The organism is Amnibacterium flavum (assembly GCF_003097495.1).
In the GTDB taxonomy this organism is placed as follows: domain Bacteria; phylum Actinomycetota; class Actinomycetes; order Actinomycetales; family Microbacteriaceae; genus Naasia; species Naasia flava.
This window is the reverse complement of sequence record NZ_QEOP01000001.1, coordinates 579962-597160: the sequence shown is the minus strand read 5'-3', so window position 1 is coordinate 597160 and position 17199 is coordinate 579962. Positions and strand designations below refer to the sequence as shown.

Sequence of the window (17199 nt, the reverse complement as noted above, 5' to 3'; positions counted from 1 at the left end):
ACGACTGGCTATCATTCGTCGGTGCCCGCTTCCCCGACTCCCGCATCGCGCGCCGACGACGGGCCGCTGGTCTCGCTCGTCGGTGCCGGGATCACGCTGGGCGGCCGGGCGCTGTGGACGGGCCTCGATCTCGACGTGCGTCCGGGTGAGTTCGTCGCAGTGCTCGGGCCCAACGGCGCGGGAAAGAGCAGTCTTCTCCGGGTGCTCCTCGGTCGGCTCGCTCTGAGCTCCGGCACCGCGAGCGTTCTGGACGCGGCCCCGGGCAGAGCCGGTGACCGGATCGGCTACGTTCCCCAGCAGCAGCTCTTCGACCGGGGAAGCCCCCTCCGGGCACGCGACCTCGTCGGCCTGGGTTTCGACGGAACGAGGCTCGGCCTGCCCCTCGCCCGACGCCGACGCGATCTCGCCATCGACGAGGCGCTCGACCTCGTCGGGGCGGGCGGGTACTCGCGCCGGCCGGTCGGCTCGCTGTCGGGCGGCGAGCAGCAGCGTCTGCGGATCGCCCAAGCGCTCGTCTCGTCGCCGCGCCTCCTGCTCGCCGACGAGCCGCTGCTCTCCCTGGACCTCGGCCACCAGAGGGCCGTGCTCGACGCGATCGACGCCTACCGCCGCAGCGCTGACGCCGGGGTCGTCCTCGTCACCCACGACATCAATCCGCTGCTCCGGATGGTGGACCGCGTGCTCTACCTCGCGCCGGGCGGGCACCGGGTCGGCGCGACGGGAGAGGTGCTCACGGGGGACGTCCTGACCGAGCTCTACGGCGTCCACGTCGATGTCGTCGACATCCACGGCCGTCTGGTCGTGGTCGCGTCCGATGAGGAGCTCCACGACGAGGACGAGGGGGCGTTCCCCCGATGAACCTCGATGAGCTCTGGTCGACTCTGTTCGACTTCAGCGATTACGGCGCTCTCGTCGCGCTTCTCTGGAACTCGATCCTCGCGGGGGCGGTCCTCGGCGTCCTCGGCGGCGTCATCGGATACTTCGTGATGGCGCGGGATCTGGCGTTCGCGGTGCACGGCATCAGCGAGCTCTCCTTCGCCGGCGCCTCGGCCGCGCTGCTGTTCGGTGTCAACGTGGTGGCGGGGTCGATCGCGGGCTCGTTGATCGCCGCACTGGTGATCGGGCTGCTCGGCGCCCGCGCGCGCGACCGCAACTCCATCATCGGTGTGCTGATGCCGTTCGGTCTGGGGCTCGGGATCCTCTTCCTCGCCCTCTACCCCGGCCGGAGCTCGAACAAGTTCGGCCTCCTCACGGGTCAGATCGTCGCTGTGGACAATCCCCAGCTGTCCTCGCTCATCGCGGTCGCCGCGATCGTGCTGATCGCGCTGATCGTGGTCTGGCGACCGCTCTTCTTCGCCAGCGTCGACGAGGACGTCGCCGCAGCTCGAGGGGTGCCCGTTCGCGGGCTGTCGATCGTGTTCATGGTGCTCCTCGGCCTCGCGACCGCGGTGTCGCTGCACATCGTGGGCGCCCTGCTCGTCCTGGCGCTGCTCGTCACTCCCGCGGCGGCCGCCCTGCGCGTCGCCGCCTCCCCCGTCGTCGTGGTGGCGCTGAGCGTGACATTCGCGACCGTGTCGACCGTCGGGGGCATCCTCCTGGCGCTCGGATCGTCGGTGCCGATCAGCCCGTACGTGACCACCATCTCCTTCGCGATCTACCTCGTCTGCCGCCTGATCGGGCGTTCCCGGGGACGCGCGGCCGCCGTCGCGCCGCGGACCTTACAATCGACTCCGTGAAACGGAACACCTGGCAGCGGCAGGCCGTTCGCGAGGCACTCGACTCGCGTCCGGGCTTCGTCAGCGCCCAGGAACTGCACGCCGGCCTGCGCGAGGGCGGCTCCCCCATCGGCCTAGCGACGGTCTACCGCGCGCTCGCCGATCTCGCGGTGGAGGGCGACGCTGATTCGCTGCACTCCGCCGATGGCGAGAGCCTCTACCGCGCATGCAGCACCCCCGGGCATCACCATCACCTCATCTGCCGCAACTGCGGCACCACGGTCGAGATCGCAGCGGATGCCGTCGAGCAGTGGGCCGCCAGTACCGCCGCGGCGCACGGATTCACCCAGCCCCGCCACATCGTCGACATCTTCGGGCTCTGCCCCGCCTGCTCGGCCGGTGCTCCCCCGTCGGCCTCGGTTGCGCCGACGCCGTCGGCCCCGTAAAGTAGACCGCTGGCCGCCGGGCCTCTCCCGGTGTGCAGCGGAAACGCGTTTCCCGATGGCAGCAGTGCCCTCGCACGTGGATTCCGCAGACAAGAGATCTTGGGTGACGCCGTCCGGCGTCACGGTATCGGAGGAAAGAACCATGGCAGCCGTTTGCCAAGTGACCGGGAAGGTTCCCGGTTTCGGGAACAACATCTCGCACTCGCACCGCAGGACGAGGCGTCGCTTCGACCCCAACGTGCAGAAGCGCACCTATTTCGTGCCCTCGCTGCGTCGCAGCGTCACCATCAACGTGAGCGCCAAGGGCATCAAGGTCATCGACGCACGGGGTATCGAGTCCGTCGTCAAGGACCTGCTCGCACGCGGGGAGAAGATCTGAGATGGCAAAGCAGCAGGACGTCCGTCCCATCATCAAGCTCCGCTCCACGGCGGGCACCGGGTACACCTACGTGACCCGCAAGAACCGTCGCAACAACCCCGACCGCATCGTGCTCAAGAAGTACGACCCCGTGGTCCGTAAGCACGTCGAATTCCGCGAGGAGCGGTAAGCACATGGCCAAGAAGAGCAAGATCGCCCGTAACGACCAGCGCAAGATCGTCGTAGCCCGCTACGCCGCCAAGCGCCTCGAGCTGAAGAAGGCGCTCGTCGACCCCAACGGGACCGACGAGTCCCGTGAGGCCGCCCGTGTCGGCCTCCAGAAGCTCCCCCGCAACGCTTCGCCGGTGCGCGTGCGCAACCGCGACGCCGTCGACGGACGTCCCCGCGGCCACCTCTCGAAGTTCGGGATCTCCCGCGTGCGCTTCCGCGATATGGCTCATCGCGGTGAATTGCCCGGAATCACGAAGTCAAGCTGGTAGGTTTTTGCCGGTTCCGCAGGATTCCGGGGTTTGCGCCCGAATCCTGCAACCGACAAACTCAAGTAACTATCTGAGGCCGTCTTCGAGGATGGCGAAAGTCCGAGGAGGACACCAATGGCATCACTGAACCGCACCGACCTGGTCGCTGCCGTCGCCGCCGAGTCTGGCCAGAGCCAGGCTTCGGTCAACGGAGTGCTCGACGCACTCTTCTCCACGCTGGCCAAGTCGGTCGGCGAGGGAACCAAGGTGACGATCCCGGGGTGGCTCGCCGTCGAGCAGACCTCGCGTGCCGCACGCACCGGCCGTAACCCCCAGACGGGTGAGCCGATCCAGATCGCCGCGAGCAAGGGCGTCAAGATCAGCGCGGGCAGCAAGCTGAAGGCAGCTGCGAAGTAGTCTTCGCACTCTCCTGACGAAGGGGACGCACGGTTCACGCCGTGCGTCCCCTTCTTCTGTTGACAGGACCCACCCGCTCGAACGGCGAGACGGACCTCGGAACCGGGCCGGGCATGCCCACATCCGCGGAGACGTAGGCTTGCGGGGTGTCCCGCGCGCTGAAGATCACCGGCCCCGCGGTCCTCATCGCAGCAGCTCTTCTGGCACTCGTCTTCGCGCTGGCCCTCGGCGGTGGCGCGTCGGCGCCTGCGATCGACGACCCCGGAGTGCTCGTGCGCTTCGGCCTGCCCGTGACGAAGATGGCGGTCAACCTCAGCGCGGCGGTCACCATCGGCGCCATCCTCCTCGCCCTGTTCGCCCTCGGGACGGATCGGCCCGCGTATTCGCGCACCCTCGACATCGCCGCGGGTGCCGCGGGCGTCTGGGCGGTCGTGAGCGCCGCGACGGCGCTGCTCACCTTCCTGAGCGTGACGGGCGTCCCGCTCACCTTCGACTCGCGGTTCGGCGACCAGCTCGGCTACTTCCTGACCGAGATCGACGCGGGTAGCTCCTGGGTGCTCGCGACCCTCGCCGCGGCGGCGGTCACCGTTCTCTGCTTCGCCGTCCGCAATCAGACCGCGATGATTTTCGTGGGCGTTATCGCCGTCGCGGGCCTCTATCCCCTGGCGGAGCAGGGCCACGCGGCGACGGCGTCCGACCACAACACGGCGGTCATGGCCCTCTGGCTGCACCTCGTCTTCGCGGCGGTATGGCTCGGCGGACTCGTCGTCATCGTCATCCTGCGCGGAGTCCAGCCGATGAAGGAGTCGCTGCTCACCGTCGTCTCGCGCTATTCGTCGGTCGCTCTGGTCTGCTTCGTCGTCGTGGCGATCTCGGGTTACGTGAGCGCCGAGCTGCGGATCGGGTCGCTCGATCGCCTTGCGAGCCCCTACGGCGTGCTGGTCCTCGTGAAGGTCGGCGCGCTGGTCGTGCTCGGCATCATCGGCGCGCTCCACCGCCGTTACGCGCTCGCGCGCATGGACGCGGACCGGGGGAGTCGCTGGTTCTGGCAGCTCGCCGTCGTCGAGCTCGCCTTCATGGGGATCGCGTCGGGGGTCGCCGCCGGGCTGGCACGGACCGCGTCGCCCGTCTCCGACGAGCCGCTCGCAACCGGCACCCCGACGCCGGCTGAGATCCTCACCGACGCGCCCCTGCCGCCGCCCTTCTCGTTCGAGACGCTCCTCAGCGAGTGGCGACCCGAGCTGCTGTGGCTCCTCGTCTGTGGATTCGGCATTTTCTTCTACCTGGCCGGGGTCATCCGGTTGCGCCGCAGGGGCGACACCTGGCCGATCTACCGTGCCGTGCTGTGGGTCGCGGGGCTGCTCCTCCTCGCCTGGCTGACGAGTGGCGGCATCAACGTCTACGAGCAGTACCTGTTCAGCGTCCACATGCTCGGCCACATGGCGCTCGGGATGATGGTCCCGCTGCTCCTCGTCCCCGGAGCGCCGGTCACCCTCGCCGCACGGGCCATCGCGCGTCGCACCGACGGCAGCCGCGGCGGGCGCGAGTGGATCCTCTATGCCGTGCACTCCAGGTTCGGCCAGATCATCGCCAACCCCTACGTGGCCGCGGTGCTGTTCGTCGGATCCCTCCTGGCGTTCTACTACACCCCGCTGTTCCGCTGGGCGACCGTCGACCACCTCGGGCACCAGTGGATGATCATCCACTTCGTCCTGGTCGGATACCTGTTCGTCCAGTCGATGGTCGGCATCGATCCGGTGAAGCGGCTCGCCTATCCGCTGCGTCTCCTGGTGCTGCTGGCGGCGATGGCGTTCCACGCGTTCTTCGGGATCTCGCTGATGACCGGCACGGGCCTGCTGCTCGCCGACTGGTACGGCGCGATGGGGTGGCCCACTCCGGCGATCGAGGACCAGCAGGCGGGCGGAGGCATCGCCTGGAGCGTGGGGGAGATCCCGACGGTCATCCTGGCCATCGCGGTCGCCATCCAGTGGTCGCGCAGCGACGAGCGGGAGAGCCGCCGCAAGGACCGCTCCGAGGCCCGGACGGGCGACGCGGAGCTCAACAACTACAACGAGATGCTGGGGCGCCTCTCCGGCCGGTGAGCGCTACTCGTCGCCGATGATCTGCAGGGCGCCGTCGGCGCCGATCTCGATGCGGTAGTCGACGGTGAACGGCACGTCCTCGTCGAGGCGTGTCTGGGAGCCGTCGAAGAGGGAGAGCACGTCGGCGGCGATATGGGCGGTGGCCGGCGTCTCGGGCACGAGCCACTGGCCCACGGTGCTGCCCGGAACGATCGTGACAGCGGGATAGGCGACGATCGACCAGGTCGGGGGAGCGAGCAGGCGATCCTCGATGAAGGTGCCGAAGGGGCAGCCGGACGGCTGGAGCACCTGCTGGGTGGCGCAGGCGTCGAGGAAGTCGTCGAGCTCGGTCTGGACGGTTTCGATGAATCGGTCGGTGGGCTGAACGTCGACGGAGATCTCCGCCGCCTCCGAGGCGCCTGCGACCGTGACGACGGGCTGGGCGGACAGATCGCGGGTGTCGTACCCCAGATTCAGACGGCTGGGCATGAATGCGGCCACCGAGATCTGGCTGCGGTCGGTGGTCGAGGGCTCAGGCGCGGTCACGGCCACGCCGTTGACGCTGACCCCGGGAGCGTGCAGCGCGGTCACCGGGACAGCCGTGATGGGCGAGACCGCGAAGCGCCAGTCGGTGAAGAGGCCCTCCAGCCGGTCGGTTGCGACGAGGTCGAACTGGAGGGTGCCCCGCGCCGATCCGTCCCGCCAGTCGACGCGGACGGACGTCGTGCCGTCACCGGAATCCGTCTGCTCGACGACGCGGGCCTCATCCACCGCGACGAGCGCGGATCGGGTCAGTGCACTGGCATCGGCGCCTGCCGGAACCTCGACCCCGGCGGTCTCGACGAGGGTGGCCAGATCGCGTCGCTCGATCGCGGCGAGGTACCGCTCGACGAATCCGGACGCGCTGTAGACGCTCGAATTGAGTGCGATGACGACGCCGATGAAGACGAGGACCGTGGCGACGGCCGCACCGAGCCACAGGGAGAACGGAGGGACCGTCGAGACGACGGGCGTTCTCCGGGCCCGGCGAGGTGTCTGCTCGGCGGGGGCTTCCGGGACGGCTGCGGGAGAGCTGTCCGGCACCGTCATGCCGCAATCCTAGGGTCGCGATGCCCAACTAGTCTGTTGCGGTGACCGTCCTCTCCGCCGAACAGAGTGCGGTGTTCGACTACATCGAGAACACCCGCCAGCACGTCCTCGTGACGGGTCGAGCCGGTACCGGGAAGTCGACGCTCCTCAACCATCTGGCCTGGCACAGCGAGAAGCAGCTGGTCGTCTGCGCGCCGACGGGTGTCGCGGCGCTCAACGTCGGCGGTCAGACGATCCATTCGCTCTTCAAGCTCCCGATCGGCGTCGTCGCCGACCGCGACCTCGACCAGGATCCCGCTCTCCGCCGTCTGCTCGGTGCGATCGAGACTCTCGTCATCGACGAGGTCTCGATGGTGAACGCCGACCTTCTCGACGCGGTCGATCGGGCGCTCCGCCAGGCCCGCGCGCGGCCCGAACCGTTCGGGGGAGTGCAGGTCGTGCTGTTCGGCGATCCGTTCCAGCTGGCGCCCGTTCCCGGCGACCCCGACGAGCGGGCCTACTTCGCCGACCATTACCGGTCGATGTGGTTCTTCGACGCGAAGGTCTGGAACGAGACCGACCTGGGGGTCGTCGAGCTGCGCGACATCCATCGGCAGAGCGATCCCGAGTTCAAGTCGATGCTCACCGCGGTGCGGCACGGCCGGGTCACGGCGGAGATCGCGCACCGCCTCAACACTGCGGGTGCGAGGCCGGTTCCGGACGAGGCGCCGATCACCCTCGCGACCCGCAACGACAGTGTCAACCGGATCAACGCGAAATCGCTGGCCGCCCTACCCGGCCGGGTGCAGGCCTCCAGCGCGGAGATCAGCGGCGATTTCGGCGGACGCACCTTCCCTGCGGAGGAGCGGCTCGAGCTCAAGCGGGGAGCCCAGGTGATGTTCCTGCGCAACGACCCCGACGGCCGATGGGTGAACGGCACGATCGGGACCGTCGGGCGGATCAAGGACACCGTCTCGGTCGAGGTCGACGGCGAAGCGTTCGAGGTCTTCCCGGCCACGTGGGAGAGGCACCGCTACAGCTACTCGTCGGCGACGAAGTCCCTGAAGCGCGAGGTCGTCGCCGAGTTCACCCAGTTCCCGCTGCGGCTGGCCTGGGCGGTGACGATCCACAAGTCGCAGGGCAAGACCTACGACGCGGCGGTCGTCGATCTCGGCACCCGGGTCTTCACCGCGGGGCAGACCTATGTGGCGCTCTCACGGCTGACGACCATCGACGGGCTGTACTTGACGCGGCCGCTGCGTCCGAGCGACATCATCGTCGACCGGGACGTCATCCGATTCCTCACCGAGGTGCCGAGGATCGCGCTGCAGAAGCCCGCTGCCCCCGCCTGACGGCGAGTGCATCGACCTGTCGGGATGGTCAGCCGGCGGCGGAGATGCTGCTCTGCGCCTCGCGAGCGTGAGCGAGGTCGGCGAACAGCTCGGTGTTGAACCGGTAGGCGAGAGCCACCTCGTCGATCACGCGTGCTCGCTCGGCGTCATCCCAGCCGACCCCGTCGAGCTGCTCGCGGTAGCGGTCCTTGAACTCGCGCGGCTTCGCGATCTGGTCGAACAGGTAGAAGCCGACGCCGTTGGTCTCGAAGCCGAACTGGCGCTGCATGAGGGTGCGGATGATCTGGCCGCCCGACAGATCCCCGAGGTAGCGCGTGTAGTGGTGCGCCACGAACCCGCCCGGCCAGGATCCCGCGACCTCGTCGATGCGGTCGACGTAGCGCCGCGTGGTCGGGAGGGGCTCGATCTGCGCGCGCCAGTCGTCGCCGAGAAGGAACTCGAGATCCTGCTCGAGCGCCGGGAGACGGGTCAGGTCGTCGCTGATGAAGCATCGGGCGATGGCGTCGTCGCGCATGGATTCGGCCGCCGCTTCGAGGGCGGCGTAGATGAAGTAGTGCTGTGCGACGAGGGCGATGTAGTCGTCGCGACTGCCCCGGCCGCTCATCAGGTCGGTCATGAACCCGGCGCCCTCGCTCGAGGAGTGGTCCGTGCGCGTGCGCTCGCGCAGTGCTTGCGAGAAAGGTATGACGCTCACGAGGCTCCCCAGGTTAGGTGAGCCTAAGTTTAGGGGTCAGTGCCCCCCGTGGTCGAGATCGATGTTCAGATCCACCGAGTGATGAGCGTGGGGTCCTTCGCTCGCGGCGATGCCGGCCTGCGTCTGGCCGAGCGCGGGAAGGGCGACGGCGGCCATCAGGAATGCGCCGGCGACGAAACCGAGGAGGTTGCGCCCAGCACCGGGTTCCGTCGTCTCGGCGCGAGCGAGACCGCGCCGGTTCTCGAGCGCGACGGTCACCGCGACGAAGACGCCCAGGGCCGTGCCCGCGCCCAGCGCCAGGAAGGGCAGGGTGGACGACGAGTTGCCCGCGCTCACGCCGATCGCCCAGATGGCGGACGGAATCAGAGCGAGCACCGGGACGACGCGGGGGAGTGTGAAGCAACCCCGGATGAGTGTCGCGACCGCCCAGGCGATCTCGGCGAGACCGGCCACGGCGAAGGCGATGAGGAGCGGCATCGGCGCGCTCGCTGCGACGGCGAGGTGGATGAGCGCGGCGCCGAAAGCCGCCATCGCCGTCCAGATGCGGACCAGGTGTCGCACGATGTCCTCCAGGAGGGTTCGAGTGGGGTGGGAAGAACGGACCGGGCGCCCGATGCTGTGAGGGGGCGCCCGATCCGTCAGGTCACGCGGTGACCGAGGAGCCGCGGATGACCTTGTCGGCGCCGATCGCGACGCCACCGAGGATGACCGCGCTGCCCAGGTGCAGGAAGTGGTCGGCGGTGTTCAGGGCCAGGAAGTTGACCGGCGAGGACGGGTCGGCGGCGAGGAAGAAGCCGACGATTCCGAGCAGCAGGTAAGCCGCGCCGACGATGCCGTTGACGGTCTTCGCGGCGGGAACCGAGCTCAGGCCCGCGATGAGAAGCGCCGCACCGATGAGGAGGTGAGCCACGTTGTGCAGCGGGTTCACCTCGAAGATGCCGAGCAGCAGGCCGCCGTCGGGTGCGATGAAGTCGACGCCGCCGGTGACGGCGAAGCCGAGAAGGCCGACCAGCAGGTAGACCGCACCGAAGATGGTGCCGATGAGGCGGTTGGGTGACTTCGAGAGCGGAATGGTTGCGGTGCTCATGATTTTTCCTCCAGGTTCCTGATCCGGCAGGACGCCAGGTCGGCAAGGGATTCGTACGAGCAGACGCTATTGGTTTGGTGCGTTCACATGGCTCGCTCAGGGACAGGTCCCGGCGAGCATTCAGGCGGCTTCGAGCTGATCCTCGAGTTTGACCCCTATTCGAGGGGCGCCGACGACGCCAGAGCATCCTCGTGGAGGGCCACAATCTCCCGCCGGATCTCCGGCCGCTCCGAGATCGGACGCGACCACGGGATCACCAATTCCCGCTCGCCCTCCGGTTCGACCACCCGCCAGATGCCGCGCTCGCCGTCGAGGCCCGTCATCGTCGCCCGTGAGGCCGAAGGGGCGCCGTTGGCTCGCACGATGACCAGACTGTCCGTGTTGTGATCCGCGTTCATGTGGCGCAGCACCGCCGACACCACATCATCCTCAAAAGCACCCACCCGGCGAGAGTACCGAAGGCCGCGAGCTGCGGTTCCCGTAGAATGAACCACGATCGTCCTCACGGGCGGCACTTCGCGGATGTAGTTCAATGGCAGAACTTCAGCTTCCCAAGCTGATAGCGCGGGTTCGATTCCCGTCATCCGCTCCACTTTCCCGGGTCTCCCGTCGCGGGGCTTGCGCTGCATCGGCATGACCTGCCGCTGTGGGGTTCGATTCCCGTCATCCGCTCCAGTTTCAGAACTGCCGTCACCGCCTCCAGCAGGTCGCGAATAAACAACTTGCGAGAAGTATCTTGACGGGCGAGCTAATCGGCGTATCGTTTCCCCCAGCCACCCGGCTGAATGAGAGCGAGCTCACCATGACCGACACCATGGAGCCTCCGACCGAAGCGGTCGCCCTGAACGCCGTCGTGACGCCGACGGATGACCCGAACGAACTCCTGGTCCAGGCCACGCTGCCCGCGGGGGAGACGACCATCGGCCTCATCCGCATCGAAGAGGTGGGAGCGTTCGCCTACCCGCAGGCCCCCTCGTTCCCCCGGATCGGTCCCTTCGACGCCATCGAGGACGCCGTGGCCGCCTGCCGCGACGCGATTGCGTCGCTCTTCCACGGGCCTTCCGCAACAGCCTGACCCATCGCCCCCGCGTGGGCGGCAGCCCTAGGATGAGCGCGTGCTGCTCTCGGACCGTGACATCCGCACCCAGATCGAGTCGGGTCGCATCGGCCTCGATCCCTACACGCCCGAACTGCTGCAGCCATCGAGCTTCGACGTCCGGCTCGACCGGTACTTCCGGCTCTTCGACAACCACAAGTACCCGTTCATCGACCCGGCAGAGGACCAGCCCGAGCTGACCCGCCTCGTCGAGACCGGTCCCGATCAGGCGTTCATCCTGCACCCCGGCGAATTCGTCCTCGGGTCCACCTTCGAGCGCATCACCCTCCCCGACGACATCGCCGCGCGCCTCGAGGGGAAGAGCTCGCTCGGCCGGCTCGGGCTGCTGACCCACTCGACGGCAGGATTCATCGACCCCGGCTTCTCCGGGCACGTGACCCTCGAGCTCAGCAATGTCGCGACCCTGCCGATCAAGCTCTGGCCCGGCATGAAGATCGGGCAGCTGTGCTTCTTCCAGCTGACCTCGCCGGCCGAGCACCCGTACGGATCCGAAGCGTACGAATCCCGTTACCAAGCCCAGCGCGGGCCGACCGCATCCCGCTCGCACCTGCGGTTCCACCGAACCGACGTCTCGGTCACCGACGCGGGCAGCACCGGGGCCTAACCGTCATCCGAGTTACCGGGGGTACGCGCACGTTGCGGCGTGCGGGGCCGGCCGGAACGTGCGCGCTCGCCCGGAACGCCCATCGTTGGGGCTTGGAAGGCGCGCGACCAGCCTGCTCGACCCGGCGTGCCGGGTCGGGCTAGTGGGCGGGGGTTCGCGCCAGGGCCGGGAGCTGCAGGACCAGCCAGGGGCTGAACGCGAACGGTGCCGAGGCGACCGTGCGGGCGAAGTCGGACTCGTCGACCCACATCCACTCCATCACCTCGGTCGGATCGGGAGCCAGCTCGGAGTCGATCACCGCGCGGTAGACCGGGCAGACCTCGTTCTCGACGATGCCCGAGGCATCGACCGCCCGGTAGCGGAAGTCGGGGACAGCGAGCTGCAGATCGGTCAGCTCCACACCGAGCTCGAACCGCCCACGACGACGGACGGCGTCCTCCATCGACTCGCCCGGAGCCGGATGACCGCAGAACGAGTTGGTCCACACCCCGGGCCAGGCGCGCTTGCCCAGCGCCCGGCGGGTCACGAGCAGGCGGCCGTCGCGGTCGCTCAGGTGGCAGGAGAACGCCAGATGCAGGGGAGTGTCCGTCGTGTGCACGTCTGCCTTGAGGGCGGTTCCGATGGGTGCGCCCTGCTCATCGAGCAGCACAACCGACTCATCGCTCACAGTCATGATCCTGTCGCCTATGGAACACTGGCCCTCGTGGACCGCACCCGCTCTCAGCCACTCCGCAGTGGCTCATTCGGTGGGGCGAACGACGCCGTCGATGGCAGCAGTGCCGTGGACGCCGTTCTCCGCGAGTACTTCAGCCTAGCCTCGGCACGCGCGCGATCGATCGACGACCGCTACGAGCGCCTGTGGGGCCGCCTCGAATCGAGCGCGTCGGGCGGCAAACGATTCCGTCCGCTGCTCGTCCTCGCCGCCTACGAGGGGCTCGGCGGCACCGACGAGACCCAGGCCGCTCGCGTCGGGGCGGCCTTCGAACTGCTGCACACCGCCCTGATCGTCCACGACGACGTCATCGACCGCGACTTCACCCGGCGCGGCCTGCCCAACGTGTCCGGAAGCTACCGCGACATCGCCACGACGGCGGGCATCCCCATCCCCGCCGCCGAGCACCGGGGCATGTCGGCGGCCGTCATCGCCGGCGACCTGGCGCTCGCCGGGGTGTACCGCCTCGTCGAGAGCGCCCGCCTCGACGACGTCGTGCGCGAGAAGGTGCTCCAGCTCGTCGACTGGGCGCTCTTCGCCTCGGCCGCAGGAGAACTCGCCGATGTCGACTTCTCCATGTCGGCGTCCGTGCCGAGCATCGCCAAAGTCCTCGACATGGCGCGCCTCAAGACCGCGGTCTACACCTTCGAGGCCCCTCTCCAAGCGGGTGCCGTGCTCGCCGGAGCCGACGAGCGCACGGGCGACCTGCTCGGCGAGTTCGGGCGGGAGATCGGCATCGCGTACCAGGCCACCGACGATCTCCTGGGGCTCTTCGGCGACGAGGCCCGCACCGGGAAGAGCACGCTCGGCGACCTCCGGGAGGGCAAGAGCACGCTGCCCGTCGCCCATGCCGCGACGACACCGCTCTGGCCCGAGATCGCCCGCTACTTCGGCCGGTCCGACCTGACGACCGAGGACGCCGACGAGGCGCGTCGCCTGCTCATCGCCTGCGGCGCCGAGAGCGCGACACGAGCGCTCGCCTCACGGCACGCGGCCGCAGCCATCGCGGTACTCGAACAGCTCCCCGCCGCAGTCGGCGAACGGCTGCGTCCCATCGCGGTGAGGGCCCTGGAGCGGGACAAATGAGCGAGACCGCGGCGACCCGGCTCTACCTCACAGTCGCGGAGCGGGCCTCCTCCGTCGTCATCGGCCGGTACTCGACGTCCTTCGGGCTCGCCTCCCGGCTGCTCGGCCGGACCGAGCGCCGCCACGTGTCGAACATCTACGCCCTCGTCCGGGTCGCCGATGAGATCGTCGACGGGGTCGCCGCAGATCTCGGCATCGACCGGGCGGAGACGCGTGAACGTCTCGACGACTACGAGGCCGAGGTCGAACGAGCCCTGAAGACCGGGTACAGCACCGATCTGGTCGTGCACGCCTTCGCGACGACGGCCCGCGCCGTCGGATTCGGCGACGAACTCACCGCTCCCTTCTTCCGCTCGATGCGCGCCGACCTCGAGGTGACCGAGTACACCCCCGAGACGTTCGAGGAGTACGTCTACGGCTCGGCCGAAGTGGTCGGGCTCATGTGCCTCGCCGCATTCCTGTCGGGGCGACGCGTCTCACCGGGAAAGCGCGCGGAGTTCGTGCGCGGCGCGAGGGCGCTCGGGGCGGCCTTCCAGAAGGTCAACTTCCTCCGCGACCTCGCGACCGACTTCGGCTCGCTCGGTCGCAGCTACTTCCCGGGTGTCAGCGTCGACGCGTTCGACGAGGCGACCAAGAACCGGCTCGCGGATGATCTCGACGCCGATCTGCGCGTCGCGGCGGAGACGATCGGATCGCTCCCGCGGGGCAGTCGCCGTGCGGTCGCCGCAGCGCACGGCCTCTTCGCGGAGCTCTCGGCGCGTATCCGCCGAACCCCCGCCGCGGAACTCGCCACCACACGTGTGAGCGTGCCCAACAGCATCAAGATCCGGCTGCTCATCTCGGCCGCTCTCGATCGGAGACGACAGTGAAGCGCGCAGCGATCATCGGCGGAGGCATCAGCGGGCTCGCCACCGCGGCCCTCCTCGCCCGCGAAGGGTACGAGGTCGACCTGTTCGAGGCGCGGGACGAGGTCGGAGGCCGCGCCGGCAGCTGGGAGTCCCAGGGCTTCCGCTTCGACACGGGCCCGTCCTGGTACCTGATGCCCGAGGTGTTCGAACACTTCTACCGCCTGCTCGGGACGAGTGCGGAGGAGCAGCTCGATCTCCGCCTCCTCGATCCCGGCTACGCGGTGGTCTACGAGCCGACCGCACCGGGCGCCGTGGGCGAGCGCATCGAGATCGCCGCGGATCGCGAGAGCAACGTCGCGCTGTTCGAGAGTCTCGACCCCGGCGCGGGTACGGCACTCGAGTCCTACCTCGATTCCGCGGGGGAGACCTACGAGCTCGCGAAGGAGCGGTTCCTCTACAGCACCTTCGCCGACCTCCGCCCCGTCTTCTCGAGAGAGGTCGTCCGTCGGACGGGACGACTCGTCCGCCTTCTCCTCGAACCGCTCGACCGTTTCGTGCGCTCGAGCTTCGGCGACGAGAGGATCCGCCGCCTCCTCGGCTATCCGGCCGTGTTCCTCGGGGGCTCGCCGTTCACGGTGCCCAGCATGTACCACCTGATGAGCCACCTCGACCTCGACGACGGAGTGCTGTATCCCCAGGGAGGCATGTACACGATCATCGAGTCCCTCGAACGCCTCGCAGAAGACGCCGGCGTCCGCATCCACCGCGGAACGCCGGTCACCAAGATCGTCACCAAGCCCATCGGAGGCGGCAAACCCAGCGTCATCGGCATCCGCTACCGGGGTCGTGACGGCGTCGAAGTCGTCCACGCCGCCGGCACGGTCGTCGCCACGAACGACCTCCACGCCGCCGAGACCGGACTTCTGCCGGAGAAGCTGCAGAGCTACCCCCAGCGCTGGTGGGATCGGCGGCAGGCCGGACCCGGCGCAGTGCTCGTGTACCTCGGAGTGCGCGGCAGCCTGCCCGAACTGCCGCACCACACCCTCTTCTTCGTCGACGACTGGAAGGGCAACTTCGACTCGATCTTCGGCCCGAACGCGTCCATTCCCGATCCGGCATCGATCTACGTCTGCAAGCCGTCTGCGACCGATCCGAGCGTCGCACCGGCAGGGCACGAGAACGTCTTCATCCTCGTTCCCGTCCCGCCCGACCCCGGAATCGGGCGTGGAGGCGTGGGCGGCGCCGGTTCCGACCTCGTCGAACGCGCGGCCGATGCGGCGATCGCGCAGGTGGCCGCGTGGGCGGGGATACCGGATCTCGCCGAGCGCGTCGTCGTGCGGCGCACGCTCGGCCCCGGAGATCTCGAGGCCGACCTCGGGGCGTGGATGGGATCGGCACTCGGACCGGCGCACACGCTGCGGCAGAGCGCGTTCTTCCGCGCCAAGAACGTGAGTTCGCGCCTGACCGGCCTCTACTACGCCGGCGGGTCGACCATCCCCGGCATCGGTCTGCCCATGTGCCTGATCAGTGCCGAGCTCGTGCTCAAGCGCGTGCGCGGCGACGTCAGCGCCGGCCCGCTGCCCGAACCCGCGCGGGCGTGACGGTGGGATTCCTCTACCTCGGGGGACTTCTCGTCTCGCTGGTCGGAATGGTCGTCCTCGACCGCCGCTTCGGCCTGTTCTTCTGGCGGGACGCGCGCCGGGCGGCCGTGGTCCTCGTCGCCGGGCTCGTGCTGTTCCTCGTCTGGGATCTCATCGGCATCGCGACGGGAGTGTTCTTCCGGGGTGAGACGTCGGTTCTGACCGGCATTCAGCTCGCGCCCGAGCTCCCGCTCGAGGAACCCGTCTTCCTTGCGCTGCTGATCTACACGGCGATGGATGTCTTCGGTGCCCTCAATGCACCGCGGAAAGGGGCGGTGCGGTGACCTACCTGCTGATCAACGCGCCCTTCCTCCTGCTCGTGCTCCTGGTCGCGGTCGCGGCGGTCCTCCGCGAACGGGACGGTCGCGCGCGTCGACTCCGGCTGCTCGCTCTCACCACGGCGGCAGTGGTGCTGGCCACGGCGGTGTTCGACAACGTGATCATCGGCCTCGGCATCGTCGCGTACGACTCCGACCACGTCAGCGGCATCCGGATCGGTCTCGCGCCGATCGAGGACTTCGCCTACGCCGTCGCTGCGGGCCTCGGACTCCCGGCGCTCTGGCTGCTGCTCCCGGCGAGAAGGGCCACCGCATGATCCGAGGTCTGTTCGTCTCATCGCGTCCGCTGTCGTGGGTCAACACCGCGTTCCCGTTCGCCGCCGCCTACCTGCTGTCGACCGGTCGGATTGACGCGACCCTGATCATCGGCACGATCTACTTCCTCATTCCGTACAACCTCGCGATGTACGGCATCAACGACGTCTTCGACTACGAGAGCGACCTGCGCAATCCGCGCAAGGGCGGGGTCGAGGGTGCAGTGCTCGACCGCAGCATGCATCGGGTGACGCTCTGGGCCGTGGTCATCACCAACGTGCCCTTCCTCGTGGTGCTCGTGCTGCTCGGCGGACCGGCGTCGTGGCTGGTGCTCGCCATCAGCATCTTCGCGGTCATCGCCTACAGCGCCCCCGGCCTGCGGTTCAAAGAGCGTCCCTTCCTCGACTCGCTCACCTCGAGCACCCACTTCGTCTCGCCCGCCGTGTACGGACTCGTGCTCGCGGGAACGGTGTTCGACGGACCGCTCGTCGCGCTGCTCGTCGCCTACTTCCTCTGGGGCATCGCCTCCCATGCGTTCGGAGCCGTGCAGGACGTCACCGCCGACCGGGCGGGTGGCATCGGTTCCATCGCAACCGTCATCGGCGCGCGCCGCACCGTGATCTTCTCGCTCGCCGGCTACCTGGCGGCGGGCGTGCTGCTGCTCTTCACCGAGTGGCCGGGGCCGCTCGCGGCGATCGTGGTCATCCCCTACGCGCTCAACGTGCTCCCCTTCGTCACGATCACCGATGCCGACTCGGAGCGCGCGAATGCCGGGTGGCGCCGCTTCCTCTGGGTCAACTTCCTCGCCGGTTTCCTCATGACCATGCTGATGATCTGGTACGCGTTCGTCCGCTGAGACCCTGATCCCGGGCTGATTGGTTCGCCTCGCGAACGTTCGGGCC

The 17199-nt window shown here is 68.7% G+C and carries 23 protein-coding genes and 1 tRNA gene; 18 read left to right on the top strand and 6 right to left on the bottom strand.

Annotation, left to right across the window (positions count from 1 at the left end):
• The first annotated feature begins 21 nt into the window (after positions 1-21).
• From DDQ50_RS02785 to DDQ50_RS02750, 8 genes are all read left to right on the top strand, one after another.
• The gene (locus DDQ50_RS02785) at positions 22-858 is read left to right on the top strand and encodes a metal ABC transporter ATP-binding protein (RefSeq protein WP_240614209.1); all 837 of its coding nucleotides are present in this window, start codon (positions 22-24) and stop codon (positions 856-858) included.
• On the top strand, positions 855-1736 hold the full coding sequence (locus tag DDQ50_RS02780; protein WP_116755187.1) for a metal ABC transporter permease: 882 nt from the start codon (positions 855-857) through the stop codon (positions 1734-1736). The genes DDQ50_RS02785 and DDQ50_RS02780 overlap by 4 nt, the downstream gene beginning before the upstream one ends.
• Positions 1733-2161, top strand: a complete 429-nt coding sequence (locus DDQ50_RS02775; RefSeq protein WP_116755186.1) for a Fur family transcriptional regulator — start codon at positions 1733-1735, stop codon at positions 2159-2161. Before DDQ50_RS02780 ends, DDQ50_RS02775 begins: the two co-directional genes overlap by 4 nt.
• Before the next feature lie 142 nt (positions 2162-2303).
• Positions 2304-2540, top strand: a complete 237-nt coding sequence (gene rpmB / locus DDQ50_RS02770; RefSeq protein ID WP_116755185.1) for a 50S ribosomal protein L28 — start codon at positions 2304-2306, stop codon at positions 2538-2540.
• 1 nt (position 2541) lies between these two features.
• A complete protein-coding gene (gene rpmG / locus DDQ50_RS02765) occupies positions 2542-2709 on the top strand; it encodes a 50S ribosomal protein L33 (RefSeq protein WP_116755184.1) in 168 nt (55 codons plus the stop codon).
• A 4-nt stretch (positions 2710-2713) separates the two neighbouring features.
• Positions 2714-3019: a 30S ribosomal protein S14 gene (rpsN, locus tag DDQ50_RS02760; RefSeq protein WP_116755183.1), complete on the top strand. Its 306-nt coding sequence runs from the start codon at positions 2714-2716 to the stop codon at positions 3017-3019.
• Positions 3020-3133: 114 nt separating this feature from the next.
• Positions 3134-3415 (top strand): HU family DNA-binding protein, encoded by a 282-nt coding sequence (locus DDQ50_RS02755; protein WP_116755182.1) that lies wholly within the window; start codon positions 3134-3136, stop codon positions 3413-3415.
• A gap of 146 nt (positions 3416-3561) precedes the next feature.
• Complete coding sequence (locus DDQ50_RS02750) at positions 3562-5517, top strand: bifunctional copper resistance protein CopD/cytochrome c oxidase assembly protein (RefSeq protein WP_205663557.1); 1956 nt, start codon at positions 3562-3564, stop codon at positions 5515-5517.
• Between the two features lie 3 nt (positions 5518-5520).
• On the opposite strand, the gene DDQ50_RS02745 is transcribed toward DDQ50_RS02750, so the two are convergent.
• On the bottom strand, positions 5521-6585 hold the full coding sequence (locus DDQ50_RS02745) for a hypothetical protein (protein WP_116755181.1): 1065 nt from the start codon (positions 6583-6585) through the stop codon (positions 5521-5523).
• A gap of 41 nt (positions 6586-6626) precedes the next feature.
• On the opposite strand from DDQ50_RS02745, the gene DDQ50_RS02740 reads away from it, so the two are divergent.
• Positions 6627-7916, top strand: a complete 1290-nt coding sequence (locus DDQ50_RS02740) for an ATP-dependent DNA helicase (protein WP_116755180.1) — start codon at positions 6627-6629, stop codon at positions 7914-7916.
• Between the two features lie 28 nt (positions 7917-7944).
• Here the strand turns inward: DDQ50_RS02740 and DDQ50_RS02735 are convergent, their stop codons facing one another.
• The 4 genes from DDQ50_RS02735 to DDQ50_RS02720 all read right to left on the bottom strand — a co-directional run bounded on the left by DDQ50_RS02735 (position 7945) and on the right by DDQ50_RS02720 (position 10116).
• On the bottom strand, positions 7945-8610 hold the full coding sequence (locus DDQ50_RS02735) for a biliverdin-producing heme oxygenase (protein WP_116755179.1): 666 nt from the start codon (positions 8608-8610) through the stop codon (positions 7945-7947).
• Positions 8611-8646: 36 nt separating this feature from the next.
• Positions 8647-9171 carry a hypothetical protein gene (locus tag DDQ50_RS02730; protein WP_116755178.1) on the bottom strand — a complete coding sequence of 175 codons (525 nt, stop codon included), beginning with the start codon at positions 9169-9171 and terminating at the stop codon, positions 8647-8649.
• Between the two features lie 82 nt (positions 9172-9253).
• Positions 9254-9697 carry a DUF4383 domain-containing protein gene (locus tag DDQ50_RS02725; RefSeq protein WP_116755177.1) on the bottom strand — a complete coding sequence of 148 codons (444 nt, stop codon included), beginning with the start codon at positions 9695-9697 and terminating at the stop codon, positions 9254-9256.
• 155 nt (positions 9698-9852) lie between these two features.
• Positions 9853-10116, bottom strand: a complete 264-nt coding sequence (locus DDQ50_RS02720) for a DUF2470 domain-containing protein (protein ID WP_116755176.1) — start codon at positions 10114-10116, stop codon at positions 9853-9855.
• A gap of 99 nt (positions 10117-10215) precedes the next feature.
• Here DDQ50_RS02720 and DDQ50_RS02715 point away from each other — a divergent pair.
• From DDQ50_RS02715 to dcd, 3 genes are all read left to right on the top strand, one after another.
• Positions 10216-10289 (top strand) — tRNA-Gly (locus DDQ50_RS02715).
• Positions 10290-10499: 210 nt separating this feature from the next.
• Positions 10500-10772: a hypothetical protein gene (locus DDQ50_RS02710; protein WP_116755175.1), complete on the top strand. Its 273-nt coding sequence runs from the start codon at positions 10500-10502 to the stop codon at positions 10770-10772.
• Positions 10773-10812: 40 nt separating this feature from the next.
• Positions 10813-11418, top strand: a complete 606-nt coding sequence (gene dcd, locus DDQ50_RS02705) for a dCTP deaminase (RefSeq protein ID WP_116755174.1) — start codon at positions 10813-10815, stop codon at positions 11416-11418.
• 139 nt (positions 11419-11557) lie between these two features.
• Here the strand turns inward: dcd and idi are convergent, their stop codons facing one another.
• Positions 11558-12091 (bottom strand): isopentenyl-diphosphate Delta-isomerase, encoded by a 534-nt coding sequence (gene idi, locus DDQ50_RS02700; protein ID WP_116755173.1) that lies wholly within the window; start codon positions 12089-12091, stop codon positions 11558-11560.
• 30 nt (positions 12092-12121) lie between these two features.
• On the opposite strand from idi, the gene DDQ50_RS02695 reads away from it, so the two are divergent.
• The 6 genes from DDQ50_RS02695 to DDQ50_RS02675 are packed head-to-tail and all read left to right on the top strand — an operon-like array spanning position 12122 to position 17153.
• Entirely contained in the window at positions 12122-13216 is a 1095-nt protein-coding gene (locus DDQ50_RS02695; RefSeq protein WP_240614208.1) for a polyprenyl synthetase family protein, read from the top strand.
• A complete protein-coding gene (locus DDQ50_RS17170) occupies positions 13213-14085 on the top strand; it encodes a phytoene/squalene synthase family protein (RefSeq protein ID WP_165829670.1) in 873 nt (290 codons plus the stop codon). The genes DDQ50_RS02695 and DDQ50_RS17170 overlap by 4 nt, the downstream gene beginning before the upstream one ends.
• A complete protein-coding gene (gene crtI / locus DDQ50_RS17165) occupies positions 14082-15665 on the top strand; it encodes a phytoene desaturase family protein (protein ID WP_165829669.1) in 1584 nt (527 codons plus the stop codon). Before DDQ50_RS17170 ends, crtI begins: the two co-directional genes overlap by 4 nt.
• Entirely contained in the window at positions 15662-15988 is a 327-nt protein-coding gene (locus DDQ50_RS02685; RefSeq protein WP_338065108.1) for a lycopene cyclase domain-containing protein, read from the top strand. Before crtI ends, DDQ50_RS02685 begins: the two co-directional genes overlap by 4 nt.
• A complete protein-coding gene (locus tag DDQ50_RS02680) occupies positions 15985-16299 on the top strand; it encodes a lycopene cyclase domain-containing protein (RefSeq protein WP_116755172.1) in 315 nt (104 codons plus the stop codon). Before DDQ50_RS02685 ends, DDQ50_RS02680 begins: the two co-directional genes overlap by 4 nt.
• Positions 16296-17153: a prenyltransferase gene (locus tag DDQ50_RS02675; protein ID WP_116755171.1), complete on the top strand. Its 858-nt coding sequence runs from the start codon at positions 16296-16298 to the stop codon at positions 17151-17153. The genes DDQ50_RS02680 and DDQ50_RS02675 overlap by 4 nt, the downstream gene beginning before the upstream one ends.
• The last annotated feature ends 46 nt before the right edge of the window (positions 17154-17199 follow it).

Excerpts from the sequence above, each read along its gene's own strand:
- DDQ50_RS02725 (WP_116755177.1), bottom strand. The coding sequence starts at position 9,697 with ATGAGCACCGCAACCATTCCGCTCTCGAAGTCACCCAACCGCCTCATC.
- DDQ50_RS02755 (WP_116755182.1), top strand. The coding sequence starts at position 3,134 with ATGGCATCACTGAACCGCACCGACCTGGTCGCTGCCGTCGCCGCCGAG.
- DDQ50_RS02710 (WP_116755175.1), top strand. The coding sequence starts at position 10,500 with ATGACCGACACCATGGAGCCTCCGACCGAAGCGGTCGCCCTGAACGCC.
- idi (WP_116755173.1), bottom strand. The coding sequence starts at position 12,091 with ATGACTGTGAGCGATGAGTCGGTTGTGCTGCTCGATGAGCAGGGCGCA.
- DDQ50_RS02780 (WP_116755187.1), top strand. The coding sequence starts at position 855 with ATGAACCTCGATGAGCTCTGGTCGACTCTGTTCGACTTCAGCGATTAC.
- rpmG (WP_116755184.1), top strand. The coding sequence starts at position 2,542 with ATGGCAAAGCAGCAGGACGTCCGTCCCATCATCAAGCTCCGCTCCACG.
- DDQ50_RS17170 (WP_165829670.1), top strand. The coding sequence starts at position 13,213 with ATGAGCGAGACCGCGGCGACCCGGCTCTACCTCACAGTCGCGGAGCGG.
- DDQ50_RS02675 (WP_116755171.1), top strand. The coding sequence starts at position 16,296 with ATGATCCGAGGTCTGTTCGTCTCATCGCGTCCGCTGTCGTGGGTCAAC.
- rpmB (WP_116755185.1), top strand. The coding sequence starts at position 2,304 with ATGGCAGCCGTTTGCCAAGTGACCGGGAAGGTTCCCGGTTTCGGGAAC.
- rpsN (WP_116755183.1), top strand. The coding sequence starts at position 2,714 with ATGGCCAAGAAGAGCAAGATCGCCCGTAACGACCAGCGCAAGATCGTC.
- DDQ50_RS02745 (WP_116755181.1), bottom strand. The coding sequence starts at position 6,585 with ATGACGGTGCCGGACAGCTCTCCCGCAGCCGTCCCGGAAGCCCCCGCC.